Origin of the sequence: Lolliginicoccus suaedae, from assembly GCF_008312885.1 — a bacterium.
Taxonomy (GTDB): domain Bacteria; phylum Actinomycetota; class Actinomycetes; order Mycobacteriales; family Mycobacteriaceae; genus Lolliginicoccus; species Lolliginicoccus suaedae.
Map to the genome: position 1 here is coordinate 38,351 of NZ_VSSO01000006.1, position 25,470 is coordinate 63,820.

At 69.1% G+C, this 25,470-nt stretch carries 18 protein-coding genes; 13 read left to right on the forward strand and 5 right to left on the reverse strand.

Features of this window, described 5'->3' with window-relative positions; genetic code table 11:
• Positions 1-13 precede the first annotated feature (13 nt).
• A complete protein-coding gene (locus FXO18_RS15175; RefSeq protein ID WP_149361991.1) occupies positions 14-1,708 on the reverse strand; it encodes a hypothetical protein in 1,695 nt (564 codons plus the stop codon).
• 164 nt (positions 1,709-1,872) lie between these two features.
• Between FXO18_RS15175 and FXO18_RS15180 the strand changes: the two genes are divergently transcribed.
• Positions 1,873-2,655 (forward strand): hypothetical protein, encoded by a 783-nt coding sequence (locus tag FXO18_RS15180; RefSeq protein WP_149361992.1) that lies wholly within the window; start codon positions 1,873-1,875, stop codon positions 2,653-2,655.
• A gap of 75 nt (positions 2,656-2,730) precedes the next feature.
• Entirely contained in the window at positions 2,731-3,846 is a 1,116-nt protein-coding gene (locus FXO18_RS15185) for a glycosyltransferase (RefSeq protein WP_149361993.1), read from the forward strand.
• A 53-nt stretch (positions 3,847-3,899) separates the two neighbouring features.
• On the opposite strand, the gene FXO18_RS15190 is transcribed toward FXO18_RS15185, so the two are convergent.
• Positions 3,900-5,657, reverse strand: coding sequence for a DEAD/DEAH box helicase (locus FXO18_RS15190; protein ID WP_149361994.1), 1,758 nt, complete (start codon positions 5,655-5,657; stop codon positions 3,900-3,902).
• Between the two features lie 201 nt (positions 5,658-5,858).
• Between FXO18_RS15190 and FXO18_RS15195 the strand changes: the two genes are divergently transcribed.
• From FXO18_RS15195 to FXO18_RS15210, 4 genes are all read left to right on the forward strand, one after another.
• Positions 5,859-6,626, forward strand: coding sequence for a hypothetical protein (locus FXO18_RS15195; protein ID WP_149361995.1), 768 nt, complete (start codon positions 5,859-5,861; stop codon positions 6,624-6,626).
• 174 nt (positions 6,627-6,800) lie between these two features.
• Complete coding sequence (locus FXO18_RS15200; RefSeq protein ID WP_149361996.1) at positions 6,801-7,466, forward strand: phosphoribosyltransferase; 666 nt, start codon at positions 6,801-6,803, stop codon at positions 7,464-7,466.
• Positions 7,467-7,593: 127 nt separating this feature from the next.
• Positions 7,594-8,508, forward strand: coding sequence for a patatin-like phospholipase family protein (locus FXO18_RS15205; RefSeq protein WP_187774396.1), 915 nt, complete (start codon positions 7,594-7,596; stop codon positions 8,506-8,508).
• 91 nt (positions 8,509-8,599) lie between these two features.
• Complete coding sequence (locus FXO18_RS15210) at positions 8,600-9,388, forward strand: hypothetical protein (protein WP_149361998.1); 789 nt, start codon at positions 8,600-8,602, stop codon at positions 9,386-9,388.
• Here FXO18_RS15210 and FXO18_RS15215 read toward each other — a convergent pair.
• A complete protein-coding gene (locus FXO18_RS15215; protein WP_149361999.1) occupies positions 9,371-10,174 on the reverse strand; it encodes an enoyl-CoA hydratase/isomerase family protein in 804 nt (267 codons plus the stop codon). The genes FXO18_RS15210 and FXO18_RS15215 overlap by 18 nt on opposite strands.
• A gap of 61 nt (positions 10,175-10,235) precedes the next feature.
• On the opposite strand from FXO18_RS15215, the gene FXO18_RS15220 reads away from it, so the two are divergent.
• From FXO18_RS15220 to FXO18_RS15240, 5 genes are all read left to right on the forward strand, one after another.
• Positions 10,236-11,381: an acyl-CoA dehydrogenase family protein gene (locus FXO18_RS15220; RefSeq protein ID WP_149362000.1), complete on the forward strand. Its 1,146-nt coding sequence runs from the start codon at positions 10,236-10,238 to the stop codon at positions 11,379-11,381.
• Between the two features lie 13 nt (positions 11,382-11,394).
• Entirely contained in the window at positions 11,395-12,102 is a 708-nt protein-coding gene (locus FXO18_RS15225) for a GNAT family N-acetyltransferase (RefSeq protein ID WP_149362001.1), read from the forward strand.
• Between the two features lie 123 nt (positions 12,103-12,225).
• On the forward strand, positions 12,226-13,242 hold the full coding sequence (locus FXO18_RS15230; protein WP_149362098.1) for a glutathione S-transferase family protein: 1,017 nt from the start codon (positions 12,226-12,228) through the stop codon (positions 13,240-13,242).
• A 20-nt stretch (positions 13,243-13,262) separates the two neighbouring features.
• A complete protein-coding gene (locus FXO18_RS15235; RefSeq protein ID WP_235900714.1) occupies positions 13,263-17,018 on the forward strand; it encodes an ABC transporter ATP-binding protein in 3,756 nt (1,251 codons plus the stop codon).
• Positions 17,019-17,149: 131 nt separating this feature from the next.
• Positions 17,150-20,827 carry a multifunctional oxoglutarate decarboxylase/oxoglutarate dehydrogenase thiamine pyrophosphate-binding subunit/dihydrolipoyllysine-residue succinyltransferase subunit gene (locus tag FXO18_RS15240; protein ID WP_149362002.1) on the forward strand — a complete coding sequence of 1,226 codons (3,678 nt, stop codon included), beginning with the start codon at positions 17,150-17,152 and terminating at the stop codon, positions 20,825-20,827.
• A 120-nt stretch (positions 20,828-20,947) separates the two neighbouring features.
• Here FXO18_RS15240 and FXO18_RS15245 read toward each other — a convergent pair whose 3' ends face one another.
• Entirely contained in the window at positions 20,948-21,628 is a 681-nt protein-coding gene (locus tag FXO18_RS15245) for a TetR/AcrR family transcriptional regulator (protein WP_149362003.1), read from the reverse strand.
• A gap of 75 nt (positions 21,629-21,703) precedes the next feature.
• Here FXO18_RS15245 and FXO18_RS15250 point away from each other — a divergent pair, with 75 nt between their 5' ends.
• Positions 21,704-23,296, forward strand: coding sequence for a flavin-containing monooxygenase (locus FXO18_RS15250; protein ID WP_149362004.1), 1,593 nt, complete (start codon positions 21,704-21,706; stop codon positions 23,294-23,296).
• Positions 23,293-24,132, forward strand: coding sequence for an SDR family NAD(P)-dependent oxidoreductase (locus FXO18_RS15255; RefSeq protein ID WP_149362005.1), 840 nt, complete (start codon positions 23,293-23,295; stop codon positions 24,130-24,132). Before FXO18_RS15250 ends, FXO18_RS15255 begins: the two co-directional genes overlap by 4 nt.
• Positions 24,133-24,199: 67 nt before the next feature.
• Here the strand turns inward: FXO18_RS15255 and FXO18_RS15260 are convergent, their stop codons facing one another.
• A complete protein-coding gene (locus tag FXO18_RS15260) occupies positions 24,200-25,405 on the reverse strand; it encodes an NAD(P)-dependent malic enzyme (protein ID WP_407936485.1) in 1,206 nt (401 codons plus the stop codon).
• Positions 25,406-25,470: the final 65 nt, after the last annotated feature.

Consider the following 25,470-nt stretch of genomic DNA (forward strand, 5'->3'; position numbering starts at 1 on the left):
GGACTACTAGGACCTACTGGTAGGAGACGAACCAGGGCGCCGGACCGATCTGCATGGTCCGCTCGGGGGTGAAGGTGGGGAAATCCTCATCGATGAAGTTCTTCCATCCCAGCCAGACACCATCCGGAAGCCCTGTCTTCAAGGCATTCCAGGTGCTCATCTTCTCGCCCGGAACACCATGACCATCAGCATGGATCAGCAGTACCACTTCGTCGCGGCTCGTGTCGAGGCTCTCGCGGTCAAGGATCATGCGTTGCTGGAACTGGTGCAGGATCAGGAGCTTCTGGGGCAGATCGTGCTCGGCGGTGAGGTCGGCGAGCCAGTCCGTGACCTCGTTGACCTCGGCCGCGTCGACCTGTCCGATCTGCTGCAAGTGGACCTCGCCAGGCTTGAGCCGCCACTCGGGATCCAGCGCGAGCCCCACGTGCGGCTCGCGCAGGAGATCCTCGAACATCCGCGCCTGGGTGAGGAAGTCCGTGCGCCCCGGCTGCAGGTCAAGCACCACATAGACACCTGCCTCGGCGGCCGCGTCGATCCAGGGCCGGACCTGCGCGACCTCGGCGATGTTCGAGTAGTTTCCATCCGCGCCCGCGGAGACCGATGCCACGGTGACGATCAGCTCGAACGCTGGGATCACCGGCTCGGAGGAGAACGGCTCGTACTGCTCAGCGAGCTCCACCGCGCGCGCGATCGCTTCATCGACGGGCTGCTCGCCGAGCAGCCCCATCGCCGGCACGCCGGGGTGGCCGTAGAGCGCGATCATCCGCCTGCCGGGGAACACCAGTTGCCCGCCGCCGGGAAGCTCCGGCACCGAGACTGCTGCGCGCACGCGCTCGTTGAGCTCGGCGACCGTGCCGAACCCGCTGCCCAGCGCGACCACGGTGGCGTCCTCGTGGTCGCGGATCGCCGCTACGGAGCTAGCGCTCGCCCGGGGGTCGGGCACCGCGAGCGGCACGACTGTCGCTCCCGCCGCGCGGGCTGTCGCGGTTGCAGCAATGTGCTCGGCCCACTCGCGGCCTTCCTCGCTCGCCGGGGCCGAGACAAGGGCGAGCACTGGCGGGTCGAGCTGCGAGCGTCCGAACTCGGGCAGTGCCTGCGGCTCGGTGGTCGGCCCGGGCCCAGCGAGAGGCTGGTCGGCAAGGGAGAGCAGCGTGGCGTCGTCGCTGTCGATCGCAGCGATCGCGTCCAGCGCGCCGGCAGTCGCCGCAACCTCCTTCTCGCCGAGATCGCGCTCGATCATCTCCTCGATCGCGGCCTTGTCCGCGGGTGCCTCGATGATGGATGCGGTGCCGAGATCCGGCACGGCGCCGACAGCGAGGACATGGCTCGCGCCGAGCCGCTCGACCTCCTCGAGCACCGCGGCCCCATCGGCCGGGTCGACGGGAAGCATCGGGACGGACGTCGCGACCGCCAGGGATGCCGCGCGCACCAATGCGGCAGGATCATCGAAGGGCGCGGCCACGACGAACGGTGCCCGGGCGAAGAACTGCTGGGCGGTGCCGCGGGCCAGGCCAGCCTCGCTGTCATCGACAACGATCGGCAACGAGCGGCCTGGATCAGCCTCATCGGGCAGAGCCTCGGGCTGCACGAGCCCGGCAGGGGCATCATCCTCATCGAGGTCGACGGTGCAGCCGACCGCAGCCACCAGGCCGATGGCACTGGCAGCGACGATAGCAACAGTCCGGGAGGGGCCTCTTCTCACAAGCACGCGCTCAAACTACCGCGCCGCGCGCCGCGCGGACGCCAGGGACACACCGCGGCAGCACGCCCCGGGAAATGCCTCTGGAATTGCCCGCTGCCTGGCCGTCGCCAGCCAATGCCCGATCCCCGTACTCTGGAGGAAATGTTCCGATCACTGGAGAGCGAGGCCACATGGAGATCCCCGCAGTGGCGCTCGACCACCTCGAGCTCACCTGCACGACGCGGCTCGGATCGCCGACGCGGTGGACCGCGCCCGCGACGTTCCGGGCAAGCCTTGCCCTCTGCGTGATCGACGCTGTGCAATGCACGGCCGGCCACTACCCCACCACGCTGGCGGTGACCGAGCACTTCAGTGCCTACCGTGCCCGGCAGCAGGCCACCGACCACTGTTGCCCAGGCGTTCCCGACGGTACGCGCGCATTGCTGAGGACATTCGAGGAAAGCGGTGGTGCCACTGCGTGGTCGGGAAAGGTCGCGATGTACCGGACGCGCCACGCCAGCCCCGCGCAGGCCGTGAAGGCACGCTCCATCCACCGGGCCGCCTCGGCGTTCCACGACCTGCGCATCGATGGGACCGCGGATCTCGCTGCGATGATTCCTCATGCGGCAACCCGCTCGCTCGTGGTCAATGCATGGCGGGGAGCAGCCGGCCACAGTTTCACCGACAGCTGGGACTATCTGCTGCTGCTCAGCGGGATCCATGCCGCCGACAGTGCCAGCGCGCTCCGCCACTGCCACAGGTTCCTCGCCGGAGCATTCCCACCGGAAGGAAACGAGGTGGCAGCGCGGGCACGGCAGCCCGGCATGGTGCTGCACCTCGTGGAGGTCCTCGCCGAGCGGCTGGGCACCTCCACCCCGGCGCTCGTGCTCGCGATCAATCGCTGGAGCACGGGTCATCGCGCGTTCGCTGTCCCGGCCCCCACCGCCGGTTGGGCCGAGCACGCCACGAACTGATCAGTTCCTCAGGAGTTTGGACCAGGCGCGCGCAGCCGTTGCCCGCGCGTTGCCTGGAGGTGCCATGCTCCCCACGTGCTCATCGCTCAGCTCGCGAACTTCTACGGTCCCCGCTCCGGGGGGCTCCGCACCGCGCTGCACCAGTGGGGCCGCGAGTACCGGGCCGCGGGGCTCGATGTGGCGCTCGTCGTGCCCGGCCCCCGCGATGAGCAGGAGACGCTGGACAACGGCGTGCGACGCATCACGCTCGCCTCGCTCCGGCTACCAGCATCAGGCGGCTACCGTCTCGCCGACCCCCGCCGTGTCGCCGACGTGCTGGCCGGGCTCGGGCCCGGCGCCATCGAGGTCTCGGACAGGCTGACCCTGAGAGGCTTCGGCAAGTGGGCGCGGGATCGAGGAATCCCCAGCGTCGTCGTCTCGCACGAGCGGCTCGACCGGCTGGTCGGCCAGGTCCTGCCCGCGGCGCCCGCGCAGCGCATCGCGGATGCCGGCAACCGCGCGATGGCGCGGAGCTTCGACACTGTGGTGTGCACGACGGCGTTCGCCGCGACCGAGTTCGATCGCATCGGTTCCCGCAACGTGCGGCGCATTCCGCTCGGAGTGGACCTGGAGCGGTTCCATCCGCGCAACCGCGATCCGGAGCTGCGCGCGCGCCTCGCTCCCGGCAATGAGACCCTGCTCGTGCACAGCGGGCGGCTGTCGATCGAGAAGCACGCCGAGCGCAGCATCGAGGCATTGCGCATACTGCTCGGCGCGGGCGTGGATGCTCGGCTGGTAGTGGCCGGCGATGGTCCGCGCCGTGGCGCGCTGGAACGACGGGCGCGCGGCCTCCCCGTCGAGTTCCTCGGATTCGTCAGCGACCCAGCCCGGCTCGCCGCGCTGCTCGCCACGGCTGATGCCGCGGTCGCGCCCGGGCCGCACGAGACGTTCTGCCTGTCCGCGCTCGAGGCCCTGGCCTCGGGCACGCCGGTGGTGGCGTCCGAGTCCTCGGCGCTGCGAGAGATCCTCACCGGGGGCAGCGGCATGGTGGCCGCCGACGATGACGCCGCGTTCGCCGCAGCGCTCGGTACCCTGCTGGAGCGGGATTCCCGCGCCCGCGCCCGCGCGCGGGCCGAGGAGTTCACCTGGTCCCGGTCAGCGAGCGCCATGCTGGATGCACTGATCCCCGTGCCGCTCGGGAGCATGCCCTAGCCGCACGGGGATCAGTGGTAGTTCCTTGGCGCTTTATCCTTCTCGCGGAATTCCTAGTCGCGGAAGCGGCGCGCTGGCCGGTCGTCGCGACCTGCCCGCTTGGGCGGCCGCTCATTCCCGCCACCAGCGGATCCGCCCTCGTCGCGGCGCAGGCCGATCTTGACACCGGCGATGCGGGTATCGCGAAGGGCGTCGAAGACATCCCGCGGGAGGTTCGCGGGCAGCTCGACGAGGCTGAAGTCCTGACGGATATCGATGTAGCCGAAATCGCCGCGCTGCAGCCCGCCCTCGTTGGCGAGGGCGCCCACGATCGCGCCGGGCGCGATCTTGTTCTTGCGGCCCACGTTGATGCGATAGGTGGCGAAATCCCCTCCGCCGCTCGCGCGACGATCCACGCGCGGCTTGCTGCGGGGCCGGTCGTCGCGATCACGGCGATCGCCCCGGTCGTCGAAGCGCTCCTCGCGGACCTTCTTCTCCACCGGATCCGGCTTGAGGAAAAAGTTGTCGCCGTCGACGTTCTGCACGGCGAGCGCGGCAGCGATGTCAGCGAGGCACACATCGTGCTCGCTCTCGTAGCTCTCGATCAGGCGCCGGAACACGGCGACATCCGGCGAGGAGAGATGCTCGGTGATCGATTCCTCGAACCGCGAGACGCGCTGGGCGTTCACATCCTCGACCGTGGGGACCCGCGTCTCCTCGATCGGCTGCCCGGTGGAGCGCTCGATCGACTTGAGCAAGCGGCGCTCGCGCGGCGTGACGAAGAGCAATGCCTCGCCACTGCGGCCAGCGCGGCCCGTGCGCCCGATGCGGTGCACGTACGAGTCATTGTCGGTGGGGATGTCGTAGTTCACGACATGGGAGATCCGCTCGACGTCGAGCCCGCGCGCCACGACGTCGGTCGCGACGAGGATGTCGATCTTGCCGGCTCGCAGCTCGCCCACGATGCGCTCGCGCACATTCTGCGCGATGTCGCCATTGAGCGAGGTCGCGGCGAACCCACGGGAACGCAGCTTCTCGGCGAGCTCGTCGGTGGCCTGCTTGGTACGGACGAAGACGAGCATCGCGTCGAACGGCTCGACCTCGAGGAAGCGCGTCAAGGCATCGAGCTTGCGCTGGTGGGACACGAGCACCCAGCGCTGGCTGATCGTGTCGGATGTCTTCGTCGTCGACTTGATCGTGACCTCGGCGGGGTCATTCAAGTACTTGCGGGAGATGTCGCGGATGGCGCGCGGGATGGTGGCCGAGAACAGCGCGGACTGGCGCTCGCGCGGTGCCATCGACAGGATGCGCTCGACGTCCTCCTGGAAGCCCATCTTGAGCATCTCGTCGGCCTCGTCGAGCACGACGAAGCGCAAGCGGGAGACGTCGAGGGTGCCTCGGGTGAGGTGATCGATGACCCGGCCCGGGGTGCCGACGATGATCTGCGCGCCCCGGCGCAGTCCCGCTAGCTGGACACCGTAGGCCTGGCCGCCATAGATCGGCAGCACCCGCACACCGGGCATGTGCGCCGAGTAGCGGCCGAACGCCTCAGCGACCTGGATCGCTAGCTCACGGGTAGGGGTCAGCACGAGCGCTTGAGGAAATGCGTCCTCTTCAGCGATCCGGGACAGGACCGGAGTCGCGAAGGCTGCTGTCTTGCCGGTCCCGGTCTGTGCCAGGCCGACCACATCCCGCCCCTCGATGAGGTGCGGGATCGTCGCCAACTGGATTGGCGAAGGCGTTTCATATCCGACGTCGCTCAGTGCGCGCAGCACACGCTCGTCGATTCCCAGATCGGCGAACGTGATATCGCCAGATTCATTGTTACTCATTATCGCCATAGTCTACTGCCTCCAGGGCGCGCCGATGACCACGCTCCACCAGGCGAAGTGCCAAGCACAGGGATTCACCGCCCCAGCCGCGCGCGGTGAGGAATATTTATCTTTCCCTAGCTGGTGATACCTGCAACACTCTTCCACCGGGGTGCGATACATCACTATAAGCGCATCACGGCACATGTCCGGGGAGGAACCATGAGTGCTGCACCAGTCCTAGGCCATCGCTCGCGCATCGGGGAGCAAGCCGCGCGAGCAGCCACCAGCGATCCCCGAAGCAGCGCCGAGGCCCTGTCCGCCGCCTGCCTCCAGCACCTGGGCGATCCGGCCTGCTGGTCCGTCACCCAGCGCCACGCGGGCAGCCACGCGGGCAGCCTCGCGCTCTGCCTCATCGAGTCGGTCCAGGCATCCAGCACCGGCTTCGCCACCGCGGCGGGCCTCGCCGCGCGGTACCAGGCGTTCCGTCGCGCCACGGCACTGCCTGGCAACGCGCCCGATAACGATGGGCTCGCTGAGCTCCTCGCCACCTTCGAGATGGTGGGCGGGCCCACCATCTGGATCGGCAAGGTCGGCCACTACCGGCGGCGCTACTCCGGCGGCATCGCGGTCCGCGCGGCCGAGATCCTGCACCTCGCTCATGCGCTGCTCGCCTCCGGAATCGGTTCGAGCACCGAGCTCGCCCGCGCCGCGTCGGCCCCGGGCGGATGGACGCCCCTCGCCGCGATCTGGCTCGCCGAGCTCGGCGCTGCCGGGGAGCAGGCGCTCGCGCACTGCCTCGCCCTGGCCTCGCCCGCCCCCGATGCGCTGTCACGGGCACGCGAGGCATTCCGGGCCCACTGCTTGCCCGGGACCGACGGGACCAGCTTCGCGCACCTGCTCGGCGAGGTCGCCGCGGAGCTCGGCGCCGAGCCGGCCAGCCTCGATCACGCGCTCGTGCGCTGGCACGCTTGCCCGGGCCCCCGGTAGCTGCGCGCCCGTCCCCTACCTGCCGCGGGTCCCTGGCATCGCGCGCGGCACGATGCTGGCCATGAGGCCCTGGAGGCACGCCTGCCGGGGCGGTACGGTGGAAGGAGCCACAGCAACGCCCACAGCACGCCGAGCCCTGGCCATCGCCGAGCCCCAGCCGTCGAGGAAGTGGTCATGCGTTACCGCGATCGCGACCATGCCGGGCATGTCCTTGCCGATGCCCTCCGCCCCCTGCTCGATGACGCGTCGATCGTGCTGGCCCTGCCCCGCGGTGGTGTCCCGGTCGCGGCGATCGTTGCCGAGCGCGCGAGCCTGCCGCTCGACATCCTCATGGTGCGCAAGCTAGGTCTCCCCCGCCAGCCCGAGCTGGCATTCGGCGCCCTGGGCGAGGACGGCACGATGGTGCTCAACGACGAGCTGATCGACCGGGAGAGGCTCTCCGGCGAGGAGATCGATGCGGTGCGGCAGCTCGAGCTCGCCGAGCTCGAGCGGCGGGCCGCGCTCTTCCGTCGCCCCGCCGCGACCAGTGCCCCGGCCGGGCTGCCCGGCCTGGAGGGGCGCTGCGTCATCATCGTCGACGATGGCATCGCGACGGGCGCGACGATGCTCGTTGCTTGCCAGGTCGCGGCGCGCCAGGGCGCTCGGCGCGTGATCGCTGCCGCGCCGGTGGCAGCCTCCCAGGCCATTCCGATGCTCGAGCGTGCCCGGGCAGAAGTGGTCTGCCCACTGGTGACGGATCAACTGGACGCGGTGGGCGCTTGGTATGACCGGTTCGACCAGGTTCCCGAGCACGACGTGCAGCGGATGCTCGCGCGCCACGGAGGGCGCGGCAGCACCTAGGGGGATCCCCGCGCCTGGCCCATCAGGACGCACTAGGCTGGATACAGCCATTTCCCTGGCGCGGTCGATCCCGCGCTCGCGGGGGTGGACCGCCCGAACCCTCGACCTGGACAGGCAAGCGACCACGATGAGCGATCCGATCACTGCGGCCTGGCCGGCACCGTTCGGCGCCGCCGAGCGCTCGCACCGGGCCGCGCTGCCACGCCCAGCGGCGCACCGGGCGGCCTCGCGGCCCCCCGGATCGGCGCCCGTGATCGGCCTCGCGCTCGGTGGCGGCGCGGCGTTCGGGGCAGCGCACGTCGGCGTGCTCGCCGCGCTCGAGGACCTGGGCGTGCAGATCGATGTCGTGGTCGGCACGAGCGCGGGAGCCCTGATCGGGGCGGGCTACGCGGCAGGATTGCCCGTCTCGCTGCTCGACAAGATCATCCGCAGCGCCGTCTGGCGGGACTTCGGCCGTGTCACGGTGCCCCGCAAGCTGGGCGTGCTCGATCCGGAGGTGCTCGAGCGTGCCATCGCGCGCTTCGCCGAGGATCGGGACATCGAGGCGCTGCCCCGTCGCTTCGCCGCGGTGGCGACGGACCTGCGCACGCTCGCCCCGTACTTGCTCGATACCGGCCCGGTGCCCACCGCGCTGCTCGCCACCATCGCCGTGCCAGGCTTGTTCCCACCGGTCCGGATCGGGGAGGCGCTGCTGATCGATGGCGCCTTCAGCTCGAACGTGCCCACGTGGGGCGCTCGCCTGCTGGGCGCGGACCGCGTGATCACGGTGCGCCTGACCCCGGAGCGCACCATGCGGCCGATGGCATTGCTGCGGCAGGCCATGGGCGGTTTCGACGATGAGGCCCCGGATGTGCTGATCATGCCGGACACGACCAAGCACTCGCGCTGGAAGGCCGCGGGCGTCCCTGCGTTGATCGAAGCGGGGCGGGAGGCCACCGAGGCTGTCGCCGACGAGATCCGGGCGCTCGTGGGCACAGCGCGGCCAGCCGTCGCGGAGCAGGCGGGATCACCATCCCCCGCCGCTGGACCTTCGGGCGCCTGAGCAGCGCCACTGTTCTGCTCGCGGCCCCGCGAGCACTGGCATACCGTGTAGGGACTGCTGGTGATGGCCTGGGATGGAAGGAGCAGCAACGGTGAACGACCGTGCTGATCGCACTGATCGCCTGCCCGATGGGATCGAGCCGCCGGGGAAGCCGGACGGCATCACTGGCCGCATCGCCATGAAGGTCGTGGACAAGGGCGTGCACGTGCCGGGCCCGGTGGTGTCCAGCTTCGTCAATACCCTGCGCAAGCGGCATCCCGACGAGACCCCCGCCCAGATAATCGGCCGGATCGACAAGCACTACCTGCGGACGGTGACGGGCACGGGCGCTGCCGTGGGCGCTACCGCGGCCGTTCCGGGGGTTGGCACGATCGCGGCCCTGGCCGCCGCTGGCGGGGAGACGGCGGTGTTCTTCGCGACGAGCGCCTTCTACACGCTCGCGCTCGCGGAGGTCCACGGCATGCCCATCGAGGACATCGAGCGGCGCCGCGCGCTGGTGATGAGCATCGCGCTGGGCAATACCTCATCGGTCCTCGCGGAGAAGGCCGCGGTGCGCAAGGGTCGCTCGTGGGCCGACTCGGTAGCGAACTACATCCCGGCGCCATCGATCGGCAAGCTGAACGCGGCGCTCGCGCGGCGGCTGCTGATGCGGCTCGCCCAGACCCGGGGCTTCATGACGATCGGGCGCATCGCGCCGTTCGGCATCGGCGCGGCGATCGGCGCGGCGACGAACCGCACGCTGGGCAAGTCCCTGGTGGTGCATGCGCATCGCGCGTTCGGGCCAGCACCGCGGCACTGGCCCGCTCCGCCCGCTGACACGGTCATCGACATGGAGGTCGTCGATGACGAGGCGCTCCGGGAGCTACTCGCCGAGGAATGAAGCCTTTCCCGGTCCGTCCTCGAGGAAGCTGCGCACGGCCGAGCGCAGGTCGGTGGTCGCGAACAGCTCCCCGGAGATCCGGGGGGTGACGGCGTCCGCGTGCTCGATGCCACGCTCGCGCCAGGCGGAGATGATCTGCTTGGTGGCCGCGTGCGCCCGGGTGGGGCCGTCGGCGAGCTGGTGCGCGAGCTCGCGGGCTCGCTGCAGCGGCTCGTCATCGACGATGTTGACCACCCCCCACTCGGCGAGCGTCGCGGCGTCGTAGAGATCACCGGTCATCACGAGCTCGCGGGCGCGGCCGGATCCGGCACGCTCGGCGATGCGCTGGGGGCCGCCCATCGAGGGGGTGAGGCCCACGACCTTCTCCACGAGCCCGAACTTCGCCCGGGGGCCGGCCACGATGATGTCGCAGGCCAGGGCGATCTCGAATGCTGCGGTGAGGGTGAGCCCGTGGGCGCAGAACACCACGGGGCAGGGCAGGGCCTCGAGCGGCGCGGAGAGGCTCGCGAAGCTGCGGGTCCAGAGCTGCTCGGCCTCGTCCGGGGACAAGCCGTCGAACAGGTGCACGTCCACGCCGCCGGAGACGACCTTGCCCTCGGCGCGGATGAGGACGGCGCGCGGCGGGCTGGCGACGAGCTGCGCGATGTGTGCCGCGAGATCGTCGAACACCTTCTGCTCGAACAGGTTCAGGGGTGGGTTGTCGAGGGCTAGCACGGCTACGTGCGCGCCCTTCGCGGTGTGCTCGATGGCCAGCTGGACGCTTCGCTCGGGGGAATGCTCACTCATCGCTTGATCGTCGCATGCCTTGGGTAGAGTGGGCGGGAGCATAGCCGCACGGAGGATCCAGATGAAGCGCACGATCTATAACGAGGACCATGAGGCTTTCCGCGAGTCGGCGCGGGAGTTCGTGGCTCGCTACGTCCAGCCGCGCAGCGAGGAGCTCATAGACAACAAGGCCATCCCGCGCGAGGTGTGGCTCGAGGCAGGCAAGGCCGGGCTGCTGGGCCTGGAGGTGCCGGAGCAGTACGGCGGCGGCGAGGCGGGCGATTTCCGCTTCAACGCGGTGCTGGGCGAGGAGCTGAGCCGGCACAGCGCGGCGATGGCGTCGTGCTTCGGGATCCACTCCGACATCTGCGCGCCGTACTTGGTCGAGCTGACGACCGATGAGCAGAAGGAGCGCTGGCTGCCCCGGTTCTGCACGGGCGAGATGGTGACGGCGATCGGCATGACGGAGCCGTCGGGCGGCTCGGACCTCGCGGCGCTCAAGACCACGGCGGTCCGCGATGGCGATGACTGGATCATCAACGGCTCGAAGACATTCATCACCAACGGCTACAGCGCGGACCTGGTGATCGTCGCGGCCCGGACCAGCCCGGAGAAGAAGGCACGGGGCATCACCCTGTTCGGCGTGGAGTCGGGCACGGCGGGCTTCGAGCGGGGCCGCAAGCTCGACAAGGTCGGCCAGCCCGAGTCAGATACGGCGGAGCTGTTCTTCGACGATGTCCGGGTACCGTCGGCGAACGTCATCGGCGAGGTCGACAATGGCTTCATCCACATGATGCAGCTGCTGCCGCAGGAGCGCCTCAGCGCCGCTGTGTGCAACACCGCGCATGCCAAGGGCATCTACGACGAGACGCTCGAGTACGTCAAGGAGCGCAAGGCCTTCGGGCAGCCGATCGGGCATTTCCAGCACAACAAGTTCCTGCTCGCCGAGATCACCACGAAGCTCGAGGTGACGCAGGCCTTCGTGGATTCCTGCGTGGACGCGCACACCCGGCGGGAGCTGACGCCGATCGATGCGGCGAAGGCGAAGTGGTGGTCGGCGGAAATCCAGAACGAGGTCCTCGATCACTGCGTGCAGTTGTACGGTGGGTACGGGTTCATGCGCGAGTATCGGGTGGCGCGGGCGTGGATGGATGCGCGCGTCACCAAGATCTGGGCCGGGACCAACGAGATCATGAAGGAACTCATCGGACGCGACATCGGGTTGTGATCATATGGAAGCCATGGATGCTACCTCTGCGCATGTTGCCTCGATCCTGAAGGTGGCGTGGGCACGATCGCTGGGCATCGGCGATCGTGATCTCGCGCCCGGGCGATCGCATGTCGCACTGGCATCGGATGCGCGGTCCCTGACGTTTCTCTCCGTGTTCGGGGAGAGCGTCTTCCTCGGCCCGGAGTGGGCTGTCGAGCGGGCCCGCGATCTCAGTGACGAGCAGCTCGGCAGCGAGCGCGGCATGCTCTCGATCGCGAAGGATCGCGGAGCCCGGCGCGCGCGGGCGGAGACGCTGCTGTTCACGCCGGACTACCTGCCGCCGCCGCCGATGCATCCGAGCGAGGCGCCGTTGATCTCGCGCGACCGGGAGATGGTGAACGAGGTCGTGCGGGCGTGCCCGCCGGACGATGTGGAGGCGGCCGAGCTCTCCGAGCATTCGGAGTGGTTCACGTTGCTCGACAACGAGATGCGCCCGGTGTCCTGCGCGGCATACGAGGAGTGGCAGGGCTTCGTGGCGAACATGACGTCGCTGACGATCCCCGAGGCCCGGCAGCGTGGCTATAGCAAGACGGTGTCGTTGATCGCGACGAACGTGGCGCTCGATGCCGGGCTCGTGCCGCAGTGGCGCGCGCACCGGACCAATGCGAACGCATGGCACCTCGCCGAGGCGCTCGGCTATGACAAGTTCGGGACGCTGGCGACCGTCGAGCTCGGCTAGCCGCAGCGCCTGCTGCCAGGCTCGGGCGTCGACGCCCTGGCCGGTTCCGGAGTACCATTCAACTAGTTGACCGCTCAATCAGTTAGAGGTCCCGCAATGGGTACGGAACCAGCCAGCACCTCGATGCACACCGATGAGCCAGCCGCGACATACGTCGTCGACGGCCAGGAGTTCAGCCGCGACATGCGCTACATCGCCACGCGCATCACCGCGGACGGGAGCAGCGGCTACCCCGTCGAGCCCGGCCGCTACCGGCTCGTCGCCGCGCGAGCCTGCCCCTGGGCCAATCGCACCCTGATCGTGCGCCGCCTCCTCGGCCTCGAGGACGCCCTCTCCCTCGGCCTGTGCGGCCCCACCCACGACGCCCGCAGCTGGACCTTCGACCTCGACCCCGGCGGTGTCGACCCCGTCCTCGGCATCGAGCGGCTGCAAGAGGCCTACTTCGCCCGCTTCCCCGGCTACGACCGTGGCATCACGGTCCCCGCGATCGTCGACACCACCACCGGGCAGGTCGTCACCAACGACTTTCCCACCATCACGCTCGACTTCTCCCGCGAATGGACGGCCCACCACCGCGAAGGCGCGCCCGACCTGCTGCCCGCCGCCCACGCCGACGAGCTCGAGGAAGTCATGGACCTCGTCTTCCGCGACGTCAACAACGGGGTCTACCGCAGTGGCTTCGCTGGCACGCAGGACGCCTACGACAAGGCCTACGATCGTCTCTTCGCCCGCCTCGACTGGCTCGAGGACCGACTCTCCCGGCAGCGCTACCTCGTCGGCGACACCATCACCGAGGCCGACGTCCGGCTCTTCACCACGCTCGTGCGCTTCGACCCCGTCTACAACGGGCACTTCAAGTGCAACCGCAGCAAGCTCACCGAGATGCCCGCGCTATGGGCCTACTCGCGAGACCTCTTCCAGACCCCCGGCTTCGGCGACACCATCGATTTCGGCCAGATCAAGGACCACTACTACATCGTCCATTCCGACATCAACCCCACCCGGATCGTGCCGAAGGGGCCCGAGCTGGCCTCCTGGCTGTCGCCGCACCACCGCGAGCAGCTCGGCGGGCAGCCGTTCGGCGACGGCACCCCGCCGCCCCCGCCGCGCGCCGCCGAGCGCGTGCCCGCGATCGGCTAGGCATCCCCGACGGTCAGGGAATGTCGGCACCCCCCGCTAGCCTTGATCCTGATATGGGCAACCCCACCGCACCCTCCGCTCCCGGCAGCGCGCCCGGCTGGCTGCGGCGCCTGCTGCGCCAATGCCTGCAGCATCCAGGCCTCGTCGCCGGCGCCGCCGCGGCCACCGCGATCTCCACTGCCATCGAGGTCGCGGTGCCGCTCGTGGCGAAGAACGTCATCGACCGGGCCATCGAGGGCACGACAGCCCTGCTGGCCACCTTCGTCGTAGCCCTCCTGGCCCTCGCCACGGTGCGTTTCGTGGCGCAGTTCGCCCGCCGCGTGCTGGCGGGCCGGCTCTCCCTGGAGGTCCAGCAGGACTTCCGCCGTGATCTGCTCGGCAGCATCCAGCGCTTCGACGGAAGGCGGCAGGACGAGGTCCGCACCGGGCAGCTCGTCTCCCGCTCGATCAGCGATCTCCAGCAGGTGCAGGGGCTTCTCGCGATGGCCCCGCTCTCCGGCGGAGCACTGCTGCAGCTCGTCCTCTCCATCGGCGCCATGATCTACCTCTCCATCCCGCTCACCCTCGTGGCAGTGGCGATCCTGCCCGCCACCTGGCTGGCCATCCGCGCCTACCGGCTGCGGCTCTACGCCGCGACCTGGTCGGCCCAGCAGCGCGCCGCCGACGTGGCCCAGCACGTCGAGGAGACCGTCACCGGGGTCCGGGTGGTCAAGGGATTCGGCCAGGAGCAGCGCATGGTCGAGCGGCTTCGCGGGATCAGCGGGCGCCTCTACGGCGAGCGGATGCGGGCGGCCCGCCTCAACGCGCGCCTCTCCCCCACCGTGGCCGCGATCCCGCAGCTCGGGCTCGTCGCGGTGCTCGCGGCCGGTGGGCTGCTCGCCGCCAACGGAGCCCTCACCATTGGCACTCTCATCGCCTTCGCCGCGTACCTCTCGGCGCTCGCGGGCATCGCGCGGCTGCTCGGCGGGTTCCTCGTCATGGTGCATCTCTCCCGCGCCGCAATCGAGCGCGTGCTCGATGTCATCGACACCGCGCCCCACGTCACGGAGCCCGCGCGGCCGGTGCCGCTGCCCGACGGGCCGCTCGGCATCCGGATGGACTCGGTGACGTTCGGGTTCGATCCCCGGCGACCGGTGCTGCACGGGATCACCCTCGACGTCCGCCCCGGCGAGACGCTCGCCATCATCGGCGCCTCGGGCTCGGGCAAGTCCGCGCTCGCCGCCTTGCTGCCCCGGTTCTACGACCCCACCACGGGGACGATCACCCTGGCCAGCACCGATGGTCAAGCCGCTGGACTGACCACGGTCTCCACCAGCGAGCTGCGCGAGCACATGGCGATCGTGTTCGACGAGCCCTTCCTGTTCTCCGATACCGTCGGTCGCAACATCGGCCTGGGCGATCCGGATGCCTCCGATGAGGACATCATCGCTGCCGCGCGGCTGGCGCGCGCAGATGCGTTCATCCGGGAGCTGCCGGAGGGCTACGGCACTTCCATCGGCGAGCGCGGGCTCACCCTCTCCGGCGGGCAGCGCCAGCGCATCGCCCTCGCCCGGGCGCTCCTCGCGCGGCCCCGTATCCTCGTGCTCGATGACGCGCTGTCCGCCGTCGACGCCGTCACCGAGCGCGAGATCCTCGACCAGCTCGATACCAGGGGCGGCCAGCGGACTGTCGTCACGATTACCCACCGGCGCTCATCGCTGCGCCTCGCCGACCGCATTGCCGTGCTCGACAAGGGCCGGTTGATCGACGTCGGGACGGCCGCCGAGCTCGAGGCCCGCTGCGCCCGCTACCGCCAGCTCATGGCGCACGAGCTAGCTGATCGCCCGAGCGATGCCACCAGCGAGCACCAGCTCTGGCCCGAGCCGATCGGCGGCGCGGATGCCACACGCATCCGGCCCGAGCTCGCCGCAGCGCTCGCCGACCTGCCCGCTCCCGCGGACCCGCCGCCCCCGCTGCCGCAGGCCCTCGGCGAGGTGACCGCGACCGAACCACCGTTCCGGCTGGGCAACCAGCTGCGGCCCGTGCGATGGCTGCTCGTCGCCGCGGCCATCGCGCTCGCCATCGACTCGGCAGCGACGATGCTGCTGCCGACGGTAGCGAGGCTGACGATCGACGAGGGCATCATCGCCGGCAGCGCCACGACCGTGCTGGGCATCGCCCTCGGGGCATCCGTGCTCGTCGGCATCGGCTGGGCCGCGGGCCACGCTGTCGCGGTGCTCGCCGCGCGCGCCGGGGAGAGCGTGCTCTACGGGCTGCGAGTGCGCAGCTACGCGCACTTGCAGCGGCTGGGCCTCGACTTCTACGAGCGCGAGCGATCCGGCCGGATCATGACCCGCATGACCACTGATATCGATGCGCTCTCCTCGTTCCTGCAGACGAGCCTGGTCACCGCGGCGGTCAGCCTGCTGACCCTCGGCGGGGTCTCGGTAGCGCTGGTGATCACTGATGCCTCGCTCGCCGGGCTCATTCTGCTCGTCCTGCCCGTGGTGATCGCCGCGACGGTCGTCTTCCGGCGCATCTCCTCCGCCGCGTACAGCGTCTCGCGCGAGCGCATCGCCCGGGTCAATGCGGAGTTCCAGGAGAACATCATGGGCATCCGCACCGCGCAGGCCTACCAGCAGGAGGAAGCTGCCGCCGCCCGGTTCGAGCAGTCGTCCCGGGCCTACGTGGAGTCGCGCATGCGGGCGCAGCGGGCCATCGCCACCTACTTCCCCGGCATCGCCTTCCTCAGCGATATCGCGCTCGCCGTGGTCCTGCTCGTGGGGGCGCAGCGCGTGGCCGATGGCAGCCTCAGCGCGGGCGCGCTCGCCGCTTTCGTGCTGTACCTCAACTTGCTGTTCGGGCCGATCCAGCAACTGTCGCAGGTATTCGACAGCTACCAGCAGGCTCGCGTGGGCCTCGTCCGCATCCGGGACCTGCTCGCCACCGCCCCTTCGGTGCCGATGCGATCGCCCGGGCAGGCACGGCCGGTGGGGCAGGCCCTGGCGGGCGCCCTCGAGCTGGAACATGCGAGCTTCGCCTACGGCGGCAGCGATCCTCCGGTCGAGGTGCTCCACGACATCAACCTGGAGATCACGCCTGGCTCCACGGTGGCCCTGGTAGGGCCGACGGGCGCGGGCAAGTCCACCATCGTCAAGCTGCTCGCGCGCTTCCATGACCCCACTAGCGGAACGGTGCGTGCCAGTGGCACCAGCATCCGCGAGTTCGATGTCACCGAGTACCGGTCCCGGATCGGGATAGTCCCGCAGGAGCCGCACCTGTTCACCGGGGACGTCGCCACCAATATCGCGTTCGCGAGGCCCTCGGCATCACCAGCCGAGATCGAGGCGGCCGCCGCGGAAGTGGGCGCGCTCGGCTTCATCTCGGGGCTGCCCCGCGGCATGCGCGAGCCGGTGGGCGAGCGGGGCCGCGGGCTCTCGGCCGGGGAACGGCAACTGCTCGCGCTCGCTCGCGCGGCCCTCGCCCGGCCCGACCTGATGCTCCTCGATGAGGCCACGGCCTCCCTCGATCCAGCGTCCGAACACCTCGTCATCACGGCGAGCAAGCAGCTAACCTCGGAGAGGACATCCGTCATCGTGGCGCACCGCCTCGAGACGGCCGCCCGCGCGGACCGGATCGTGGTGATCCACGACGGGCGGATCGTCGAGTCCGGTACCCACCACGAGCTCCTGCAAGCACATGGCTACTACGCTGATCTCTGGGAATCCGCGCAATCAACCGCACGATCCTCACCAGCGGACGACAATGCGATCGAGGAGTCGGTAACCCCGGCGTAGCACGGAAGGACTAGCGTGCGCAGCACGGCACGAACAGCGGGCCCATCAGGCAGGCGCCCCGGCAAGGTACTACCCTCCATACAGGGGGCGACGAGTTCGGTGACCACAAGGGAAACGAGGCGAGCACGGCCGTGACCAGCAGTTCACTATCACAGTTCGGCCAGAACGAGTGGTTGGTCGAGGAGATGTACCAGCGATTCCAGGATGACCCTTCCTCGGTCGACCCGGCATGGCACGACATCCTCAAGGACTACAAGCCAGGCGGGAACAACAAGGCACCGTCGAGCTCGTCCGGCGCCGCGTCCACGGCGCCCAGCAAGCCAGCCAAGCCCGCTCCCTCGAAGCCAGCCGCATCGAAGCCAGCGCCGAAGACGGCCGGCACGACCAAGCCGGCCGCATCCAAGCCCGCTGCGTCCAAGCCCGCCGAGTCCGGCGAGGAGACCAAGGTGCTGCGTGGTGTCGCGGCAGCCGTGGCGCGCAACATGAACTCCTCGCTGACGATGCCGACCGCGACGAGCGTGCGCGCGGTGCCGGCGAAGGCGATGATCGACAACCGCCAGGTGATCAACAATCACCTCGCCCGCACCCGCGGTGGCAAGATCTCCTTCACGCACCTGCTCGGCTACGCCATCATCCAGGCGGTCAAGAGCTACCCGAGCATGAACCGCCACTACGCGGAGACCGACGGCAAGCCGAATCTGGTCACACCAGCTCATACCAATCTTGGCCTCGCCATCGATCTGCCGGGCAAGGATGGCACCCGCACCCTCGTCGTCGCGGCGATCAAGAAGTGCGAGACGATGAACTTCCTGCAGTTCTGGCACGCCTACGAGGATCTCGTGCGGCGCGCCCGGGACGGCAAGCTCACCGCCGAGGACTTCCAGGGCGTCACGATCTCGCTGACCAACCCCGGCGGGATCGGCACGGTGCATTCCGTCCCGCGCCTCATGGAGGGCCAGGGCGCGATCATCGGCGCGGGCGCGATGGAGTACCCGGCCGAGTTCCAGGGCGCCAGCGAGGAGAAGATCGCCGAGGTCGGCGTCGGCAAGCTCATGACGCTGACCTCCACCTACGATCACCGGATCATCCAGGGCGCCGAGTCCGGCGAGTTCCTGCGCAAGATCCACCAGCTGATGCTCGCCGATGAGTTCTACGACGAGATCTTCACCGCGCTCGGCATCCCCTACGAGCCGGTCCGCTGGAGCCGCGACATCCCGCCCGGCGCGATCGACAAGAACACCCGGGTGCTCCAGCTGATCGGCGCCTACCGGCACCGTGGCCACCTGATGGCCGACACCGATCCGCTGCGCTACAACGTCGAGACCCTCGAGAGCCACCCCGATCTCAACGTGCGCACCCACGGGCTCACCCTGTGGGATCTCGACCGGGACTTCACCGTCGGCGGGTTCGCCGGCAAGGAGAAGATGAAGCTCCGCGAGGTCCTCGGGGTGCTGCGCGACTCGTACTGCCGCAAGATCGGCGTCGAGTACATGCACATCCTCGAGCCCGATCAGATGCAGTGGCTGCAGGACCGGGTGGAGATCAAGCACCAGAAGCCCACGGTCGCCGAGCAGAAGTACATCCTGTCGAAGCTCAATGCCGCCGAGGCGTTCGAGACGTTCCTGCAGACCAAATACGTCGGGCAGAAGCGGTTCTCCCTCGAGGGCGCCGAGTCGGTGATCCCCATGATGGATGCGGTGATCGATCAGTCGGCCGAGCATGCGCTCGACGAGGTCGTGATCGGGATGCCGCACCGTGGTCGGCTGAACGTGCTCGCCAACATCGTCGGCAAGCCGTACTCGAAGATCTTCACCGAGTTCGAGGGCAACATGAACCCGGCGCAGGCGCACGGCTCCGGCGATGTGAAGTACCACCTCGGCGCATCGGGCACCTACATCCAGATGTTCGGCGAGAACGACATCACCGTCTCGCTCACCGCGAACCCCTCGCACCTCGAGGCCGTCGATCCGGTTCTCGAGGGCATCGTGCGGGCGAAGCAGGACCTGATCAACGAGGGCGAGTCCTCGGACCGCTTCTCGGTCGTCCCGCTGATGCTGCACGGCGATGCCGCGTTCGCTGGGCAGGGCGTGGTCGCGGAGACGCTCAACATCTCGATGCTGCGCGGCTACCGTACCGGCGGCACCGTGCACATCGTGGTCAACAACCAGGTTGGCTTCACTACCCGCCCGGAGCATTCCCGCTCCAGCGAGTACTGCACCGACGTGGCGAAGATGATCGGCGCCCCGATCTTCCACGTCAACGGCGATGATCCCGAGGCGTGCGTGTGGGTGGCCAAGCTCGCGGTGGACTTCCGGCAGAAGTTCCGCAAGGACGTCGTCATCGACCTGATCTGCTACCGGCGCCGCGGCCACAACGAGGGCGACGACCCGTCGATGACGCAGCCGCAGATGTACGACCTGATCGACAGCAAGCGCAGTGTCCGCAAGACCTACACCGAGGCGCTGATCGGTCGTGGCGATATCTCGCTGAAGGAGGCGGAGGACGCGCTGCGCGACTACCAGGGCCAGCTCGAGCGGGTGTTCAACGAGGTCCGCGAGCTCGAGAAGTATCCGCCGGCACCGAGCCCGTCGGTCGAGGAGGATCAGGTGCTGCGCACGAACGTGCAGACATCGATCTCCCAGGAGGTCCTCGAGGCGTTCGGCGACCTGCACGTGAACCTGCCCGAGGGCTTCCACCCGCACACCCGCGTCAAGCCGGTGTACGACCGCCGGTACGAGATGAGCCGCAAGGGCAATGTCGACTGGGCGTTCGGTGAGCTCCTCGCGATGGGCACGCTGGTGCACGAGGGCCGCACCGTGCGGCTCGCCGGGCAGGACTCACGGCGCGGCACGTTCACCCAGCGCCACGCGGTGATCATCGATCGCACCACCGAGGCCGAGTACAGCCCGGTCACGGCCTTCGCCGAGAACTCGGACGGCAAGTTCATGGCGTATGACTCGGCGCTCACCGAGTTCGCTGGCCTGGGCTTCGAGTACGGGTACTCGGTGGGCAACACCGATGCGCTGGTGCTGTGGGAGGCGCAGTTCGGCGACTTCGTCAACGGCGCGCAGACCATCCTCGATGAGTTCATCTCCTCGGGCGAGGCGAAGTGGGCGCAGCGGTCCAACGTCGTGATGCTGCTGCCGCACGGCCACGAGGGCCAGGGCCCCGACCACACCTCGGGCCGCATCGAGCGGTTCCTGCAGTTGTGCGCCGAGGGCTCGATGACCGTCGCGGTGCCCTCCACCCCGGCGAACTACTTCCACTTGCTGCGGCGCCACGCGAACGCGGGGGTGCATCGCCCGCTGGTGGTGTTCACCCCGAAGTCGATGCTCCGCAACAAGGCCGTGGTCAGTCCGATCGAGGATTTCACCGAGGGCAAGTTCCGCAGCGTGATCGACGATCCGACGCTGGAGGGGACGTCCGAGGACCAGCGCAAGAAGGTCACGCGCATCCTGCTGTGCAGCGGCAAGCTCTACTACGAGCTCGCGGCCCGCAAGGAGAAGGAGCAGCGCGAGGACATCGCGGTCGTGCGCGTGGAGCAGCTGTACCCGGTGCCGCGGCATCGGCTGCGCGAGGCGATCGCGAACTACCCGAACGTCAAGGAGTTCCGCTGGGTGCAGGAGGAGCCGGCCAACCAGGGCGCGTGGCCGTTCTTCGGGCTGAACCTGCCGGAGATCCTTCCTGACGTGTTCCCCATGCTCAAGCGGGTCTCGCGGCGGCCGATGTCGGCCCCGTCGTCGGGCTCGGCGAAGGTGCATGCTGTCGAGCAGCAGCAGCTGATCGACACCGCGTTCGAGGTCGAGTAGCCGTCTGGTCCGAGCGATGACCATCGAGCCCGTCCTGGTGCCACGAGCGCCGGGGCGGGCTCCGTCGTTGAGCAAGCGGCAGGGGCGCGAGCGCCACGGTGCGCGTCGCGCCGATCGGGGCTAGCCGGCCTGGTCCTCGGCAGGAGGCCCGATGGTCTCGGCGAGGGGCCGGTCGAACTCGGGGAACAGGTGCGTGAGCGTGCCCTCGCGGGCGAGCATCGGGCCGAGGATGACTCCGATGAGAGCGCCGGTGAGCAGCTCGATCAGCTCGCCGCGCTCGAGCTCGCGCTTGGTGAGCCAGTCGATGACGGCTTCCTCCACCAGCGCGATCCAGCCGCGGAGGGAGACCCGCAGCGCGGTGGTGTCGTCGATGCCGAGGCTGGTGACGAGCGCGAGGATGCGCTCGGCGATGCTGGCGCGGGAGGCCTCGACGGAGGCGACCATGGCAGGCATGTTGCTGAGAGCGCCGCGCAGCATGGAGATATAGAGGTTGGGCGCTTGCTCGACGAAGGAGATGTAGCTGTCGAGCGCGGCCTCGAGGGCGCGCAGGGGGGTCCGGGAGTAGTCGGGCTGGGTGGCGTCGAGGAGTTGGTGGGTGACGGCTTGGACGAGAGCGGCCTGGAACTCGTTCTTGGAGCCGAAGTAGTGGAAGAGCAGGCCTTTCGAGACGCCGGCCTGGGCGGCGATGTCCTCCACCGAGATTTCCTCGATGGGCTTCTCCCGGAGGAGCGCGAGGCCGAGCTCGATGAGCTGAGCGCGCCGCTGCCCCGGGGCGAGGCGGGTTCGCTTGGTGGTGGTCATCGTCCCATGATAGCTGTTGACCTCGATTCAATAAACTATTGACTTACGCTCAGTAGGCCCGTTATCGTCGTTCCCATGACATCGAAGCCCCGCCCCGCCTCAACCGCCACGCAGCGCGCCCGCCACGTGGACGTCGCCATCATCGGCAGCGGATTCTCCGGTCTCGGCGCAGCCATCAAGCTGAAGAAGCTCGGGACCCACTCGTTCATCGTCCTCGAGCGCGGCGCCGATGTCGGCGGCACCTGGCGCGACAACACCTACCCCGGCGCGGCCTGCGACGTGCCCTCGCAGCTGTACTCGTTCTCCTTCGCCCGCAACCCGGAATGGTCGCGGTCATTCTCGGCGCAGCCCGAGATCTACCAGTACCTGCGCACCGTCGCCCAGGACGCCGACGTGCTCGACCACCACCAGTTCGGCTGCGACGTGCGCGAGGCCCGCTGGGACAACGCTGCCCAGCAGTGGCACCTCGACACCAGCCAGGGCCATGTCACCGCCCGGTTCCTCGTCTCCGGCGTCGGCGCCCTCTGCGAGCCCTCCCTCCCCTCGATCCCCGGCATCGAGGACTTCGAGGGCCAGCTCTTCCACTCCGCTCGCTGGGACCACTCCGCCGATCTCGCCGGCAAGCGCGTCGCCATCATCGGCACCGGCGCCTCCGCCATCCAGATCGTGCCCGCGATCGCCGAGAAGGTAGCCACCCTCGACGTCTTCCAGCGCACCGCCCCCTGGCTCCTCCCCCGCCTCGACCGGCCCTACACCGGCATCGAGAAGCTCGCGTTCAAGAAGGTCCCCGGCTTCCAGAAGGCCGTCCGCGCAGCGATCTACGCCGCCCGCGAGACGCAGGTCGTCGGCCTCGCCAAGGCGCCCAAGCTGATGCTCGGCCTGCAGGTGCTCGCCCAGGGCATGATCCGCGCCCAGATCCGCGACCCCGAGCTGCGCCGCAAGGTCACCCCGGACTTCCGCATCGGCTGCAAGCGCATGCTCATCTCCAACGCCTACTACCCGGCCCTCGATCGCGACAATGTTGATCTCATCACCGACGGCATCCGCGAGGTCCGGCCCGGCTCGATCGTCACCGCCGATGGCACCGAGCGGGAGATCGACGCGCTCATCGTCGCCACCGGCTTCCACGTCACCGACTCCCCCATGTTCGCCGGCATCTTCGGCAAGGACGGGCGCTCCCTCGCCGAGGTGTTCGAGGAGGGCGGCATGAAGGGCTACAAGGGCACCACCGTCGCGGGCTTCCCCAACCTCTTCTTCCTCGTCGGGCCCAACACCGGTCTCGGCCACACCTCGATGGTCTACATGATCGAGTCGCAGCTCAACTACCTCGTCGACGCGCTGAAGAAGATCCAGAAGAACAACATCGCCACCTTCGACGTGCTGCCCGAGGCCCAGGACGAGTTCAACGCCGGGCTGCAGAAGGACCTGCGCGGCACCGTCTGGATGACCGGCGGCTGCGGCTCCTGGTACCTCGACAAGCACGGCAACAACACCACCCTGTGGCCCGGGTTCACCTTCTCGTTCCGCAACATGCTGAAGCGGTTCGATCAGCAGGCCTACGCGATTACCGTGATGGATGACCAGGGCTTGCCCACCACCCACCAGACCACCACCAGCTCAGCCACGACCGGCGCGCTGGCCGACAACTCCAAGGGGACCCACGCATGAGCACCTTCTCCGGCAAGACCGCAGTGATCACGGGCGCAGGCTCTGGCATCGGCCGGGCGCTCGCCCTCCAGCTCGCCGCTGACGGTGCCCGGCTCGCCCTCTCCGATGTCAACAGCGTCGGCCTCGAGGAGACCGCGGACCAGGTCCGCGCGCTCGGCGCCGAGGTCCACACCGCGCACCTCAACGTCGCGGAGCGCGAGGCCGTGCTCCACTACGCCGACGAGGTGGCCGCCCGCTTCGGCACCATCAACATGGTGTTCAACAACGCCGGGATCGCCTTCACCGGCGACGTCGAGGTCAGCGAGTTCAAGGACATCGAGCGCGTCATCGACGTCGACTTCTGGGGAGTCGTCAACGGCACCAAGGCATTCCTGCCGCACCTCATCGCCTCCGGCGACGGCCACGTCGTCAACATCTCTAGCCTCTTCGGCCTCGTGGCCATCCCGTCGCAGTCCGCCTACAACGCCGCGAAGTTCGCGGTGCGCGGATTCACCGAGGCGCTGCGCATGGAGATGATCACCAACAAGCACCCCGTCGCCGTGACGTGCGTGCACCCGGGCGGCATCAAGACCGCCATCGCCCGCACCGCCACCGCTGCCGAGGGAACCGACGCGGCCTCGCTCGGTGAGTTCTTCGACAAGCACCTCGCCCGCACCAGCCCCGAGGCCGCTGCCAAGCGCATCCTCAAGGACGTGCGGCGCAAGCGGGCCCGCAGCCTCATCGGCCTCGATGCGCGCGCCCTCGATATCTTCCAGCGCACCACTGGCGCCGGGTACGAGCGCATCTTCGCGGTCGTGGCGGGCCGCGTGATGAAGAAGGCCGGCCAGGTCTCCTAGCCGATCACGACGATGGCCCCCGATCCGAGGATCGGGGGCCATCGCGTTGCCACATGCGAGCGAGCAGCTAGACGACGCCTTCCTCGCGAGCGGCGCGCGCCACGGCCTCGGCCACGGCTGGAGCCACGCGGGGATCGAGCGGGCTCGGCACGATCTTGTCGGTGGACACCTCGTCGCCGAGCACCGCGAGGATCGCGTCCGCCGCGGCGAGCTTCATGCCCTCGGTGATGGCGCGCGCCCCCGCATCGAGCGCGCCCTTGAAGATGCCCGGGAACGCGAGCACGTTGTTGATCTGGTTGGGGAAGTCGCTGCGGCCGGTCGCCACGACGGCAGCATGCTTGCGCGCGATCTCGGGATGGATCTCCGGATCAGGGTTGGACAGGGCGAACACGATCGAGCCCGGAGCCATCGTCGCGATCAGCGCCTCGGGAACCTTGCCCGCCGAGACCCCGAGGAACACATCAGCGCCATCGAGCGCCTCGGCAACGCCACCGGTGCGGCCATGCGGGTTCGTGCGGGATGCGAGCTCGCGCTTGACATCGTTGAGATCCCCCCGCCCGGGCTCGACGATGCCCTTGGAATCGAGCACCACCACATCGGGAATGCCCGCGGCAAGGAGGATGTTGGCGCACGCCACGCCCGCAGCGCCCGCGCCCGCGATGACCACGCGCATCGGAGCGAGCTCGCGGCCGAGGGCCTTCGCCGCGCCGTTGAGGGCAGCGAGGACCACGATCGCGGTGCCGTGCTGGTCATCGTGGAAGACGGGGCAGTCGAGGGCTTCCTTGGCGCGGCGCTCGATCTCGAAGCAGCGCGGCGCCGAGATGTCCTCGAGATTGACGGCGCCGAACGTCGGGCGCAGCCGGACCAGCGTCTCGACGATCTCATCGACATCCTTGGTGTCCAGCACGATGGGGATCGAGTTGAGCCCGGCGAAGGACTTGAACAGCGCGGCCTTGCCCTCCATCACCGGCAGCGACGCGCGCGGGCCGATATCCCCGAGCCCAAGCACCGCGGTGCCATCACTGACGACAGCGACCAGCCTGCTCGTCCAGGTGTAGCGGGCGGTGAGGGTCTCGTCGGCAGCGATGGCACGGCTGACCTGCGCCACTCCCGGGGTGTAGGCGATCGAGAGGTCCCGCTGGGTATCGAGCGGGGACGTCAGCTCAATGGAAAGCTTGCCGCCCTCATGGCTCGCGAAGATCTCGGCCTCGGTGATCGGACCGGGATCCGTTGACGCGGTGGTAGCACTGCCCTGGGCGGCATCGGTGGACACGTTGAACACTCCTACACTGTCTCGGCCTGGCATTGCCCGGCCGGTAGCGTTGGCGAACCGCGGGC

Coding starts and splice junctions, on each gene's coding strand:
- FXO18_RS15180 (WP_149361992.1), top strand. CDS start 1,873: ATGGAGATCCCCGCAGTGGCGCTCGACCACCTCGAGCTCACCTGCACG.
- FXO18_RS15190 (WP_149361994.1), bottom strand. CDS start 5,657: ATGAGTAACAATGAATCTGGCGATATCACGTTCGCCGATCTGGGAATC.
- FXO18_RS15195 (WP_149361995.1), top strand. CDS start 5,859: ATGAGTGCTGCACCAGTCCTAGGCCATCGCTCGCGCATCGGGGAGCAA.
- FXO18_RS15200 (WP_149361996.1), top strand. CDS start 6,801: ATGCGTTACCGCGATCGCGACCATGCCGGGCATGTCCTTGCCGATGCC.
- FXO18_RS15205 (WP_187774396.1), top strand. CDS start 7,594: ATGAGCGATCCGATCACTGCGGCCTGGCCGGCACCGTTCGGCGCCGCC.
- FXO18_RS15215 (WP_149361999.1), bottom strand. CDS start 10,174: ATGAGTGAGCATTCCCCCGAGCGAAGCGTCCAGCTGGCCATCGAGCAC.
- FXO18_RS15220 (WP_149362000.1), top strand. CDS start 10,236: ATGAAGCGCACGATCTATAACGAGGACCATGAGGCTTTCCGCGAGTCG.
- FXO18_RS15225 (WP_149362001.1), top strand. CDS start 11,395: ATGGATGCTACCTCTGCGCATGTTGCCTCGATCCTGAAGGTGGCGTGG.
- FXO18_RS15230 (WP_149362098.1), top strand. CDS start 12,226: ATGCACACCGATGAGCCAGCCGCGACATACGTCGTCGACGGCCAGGAG.
- FXO18_RS15235 (WP_235900714.1), top strand. CDS start 13,263: ATGTCGGCACCCCCCGCTAGCCTTGATCCTGATATGGGCAACCCCACC.
- FXO18_RS15245 (WP_149362003.1), bottom strand. CDS start 21,628: ATGACCACCACCAAGCGAACCCGCCTCGCCCCGGGGCAGCGGCGCGCT.
- FXO18_RS15250 (WP_149362004.1), top strand. CDS start 21,704: ATGACATCGAAGCCCCGCCCCGCCTCAACCGCCACGCAGCGCGCCCGC.
- FXO18_RS15255 (WP_149362005.1), top strand. CDS start 23,293: ATGAGCACCTTCTCCGGCAAGACCGCAGTGATCACGGGCGCAGGCTCT.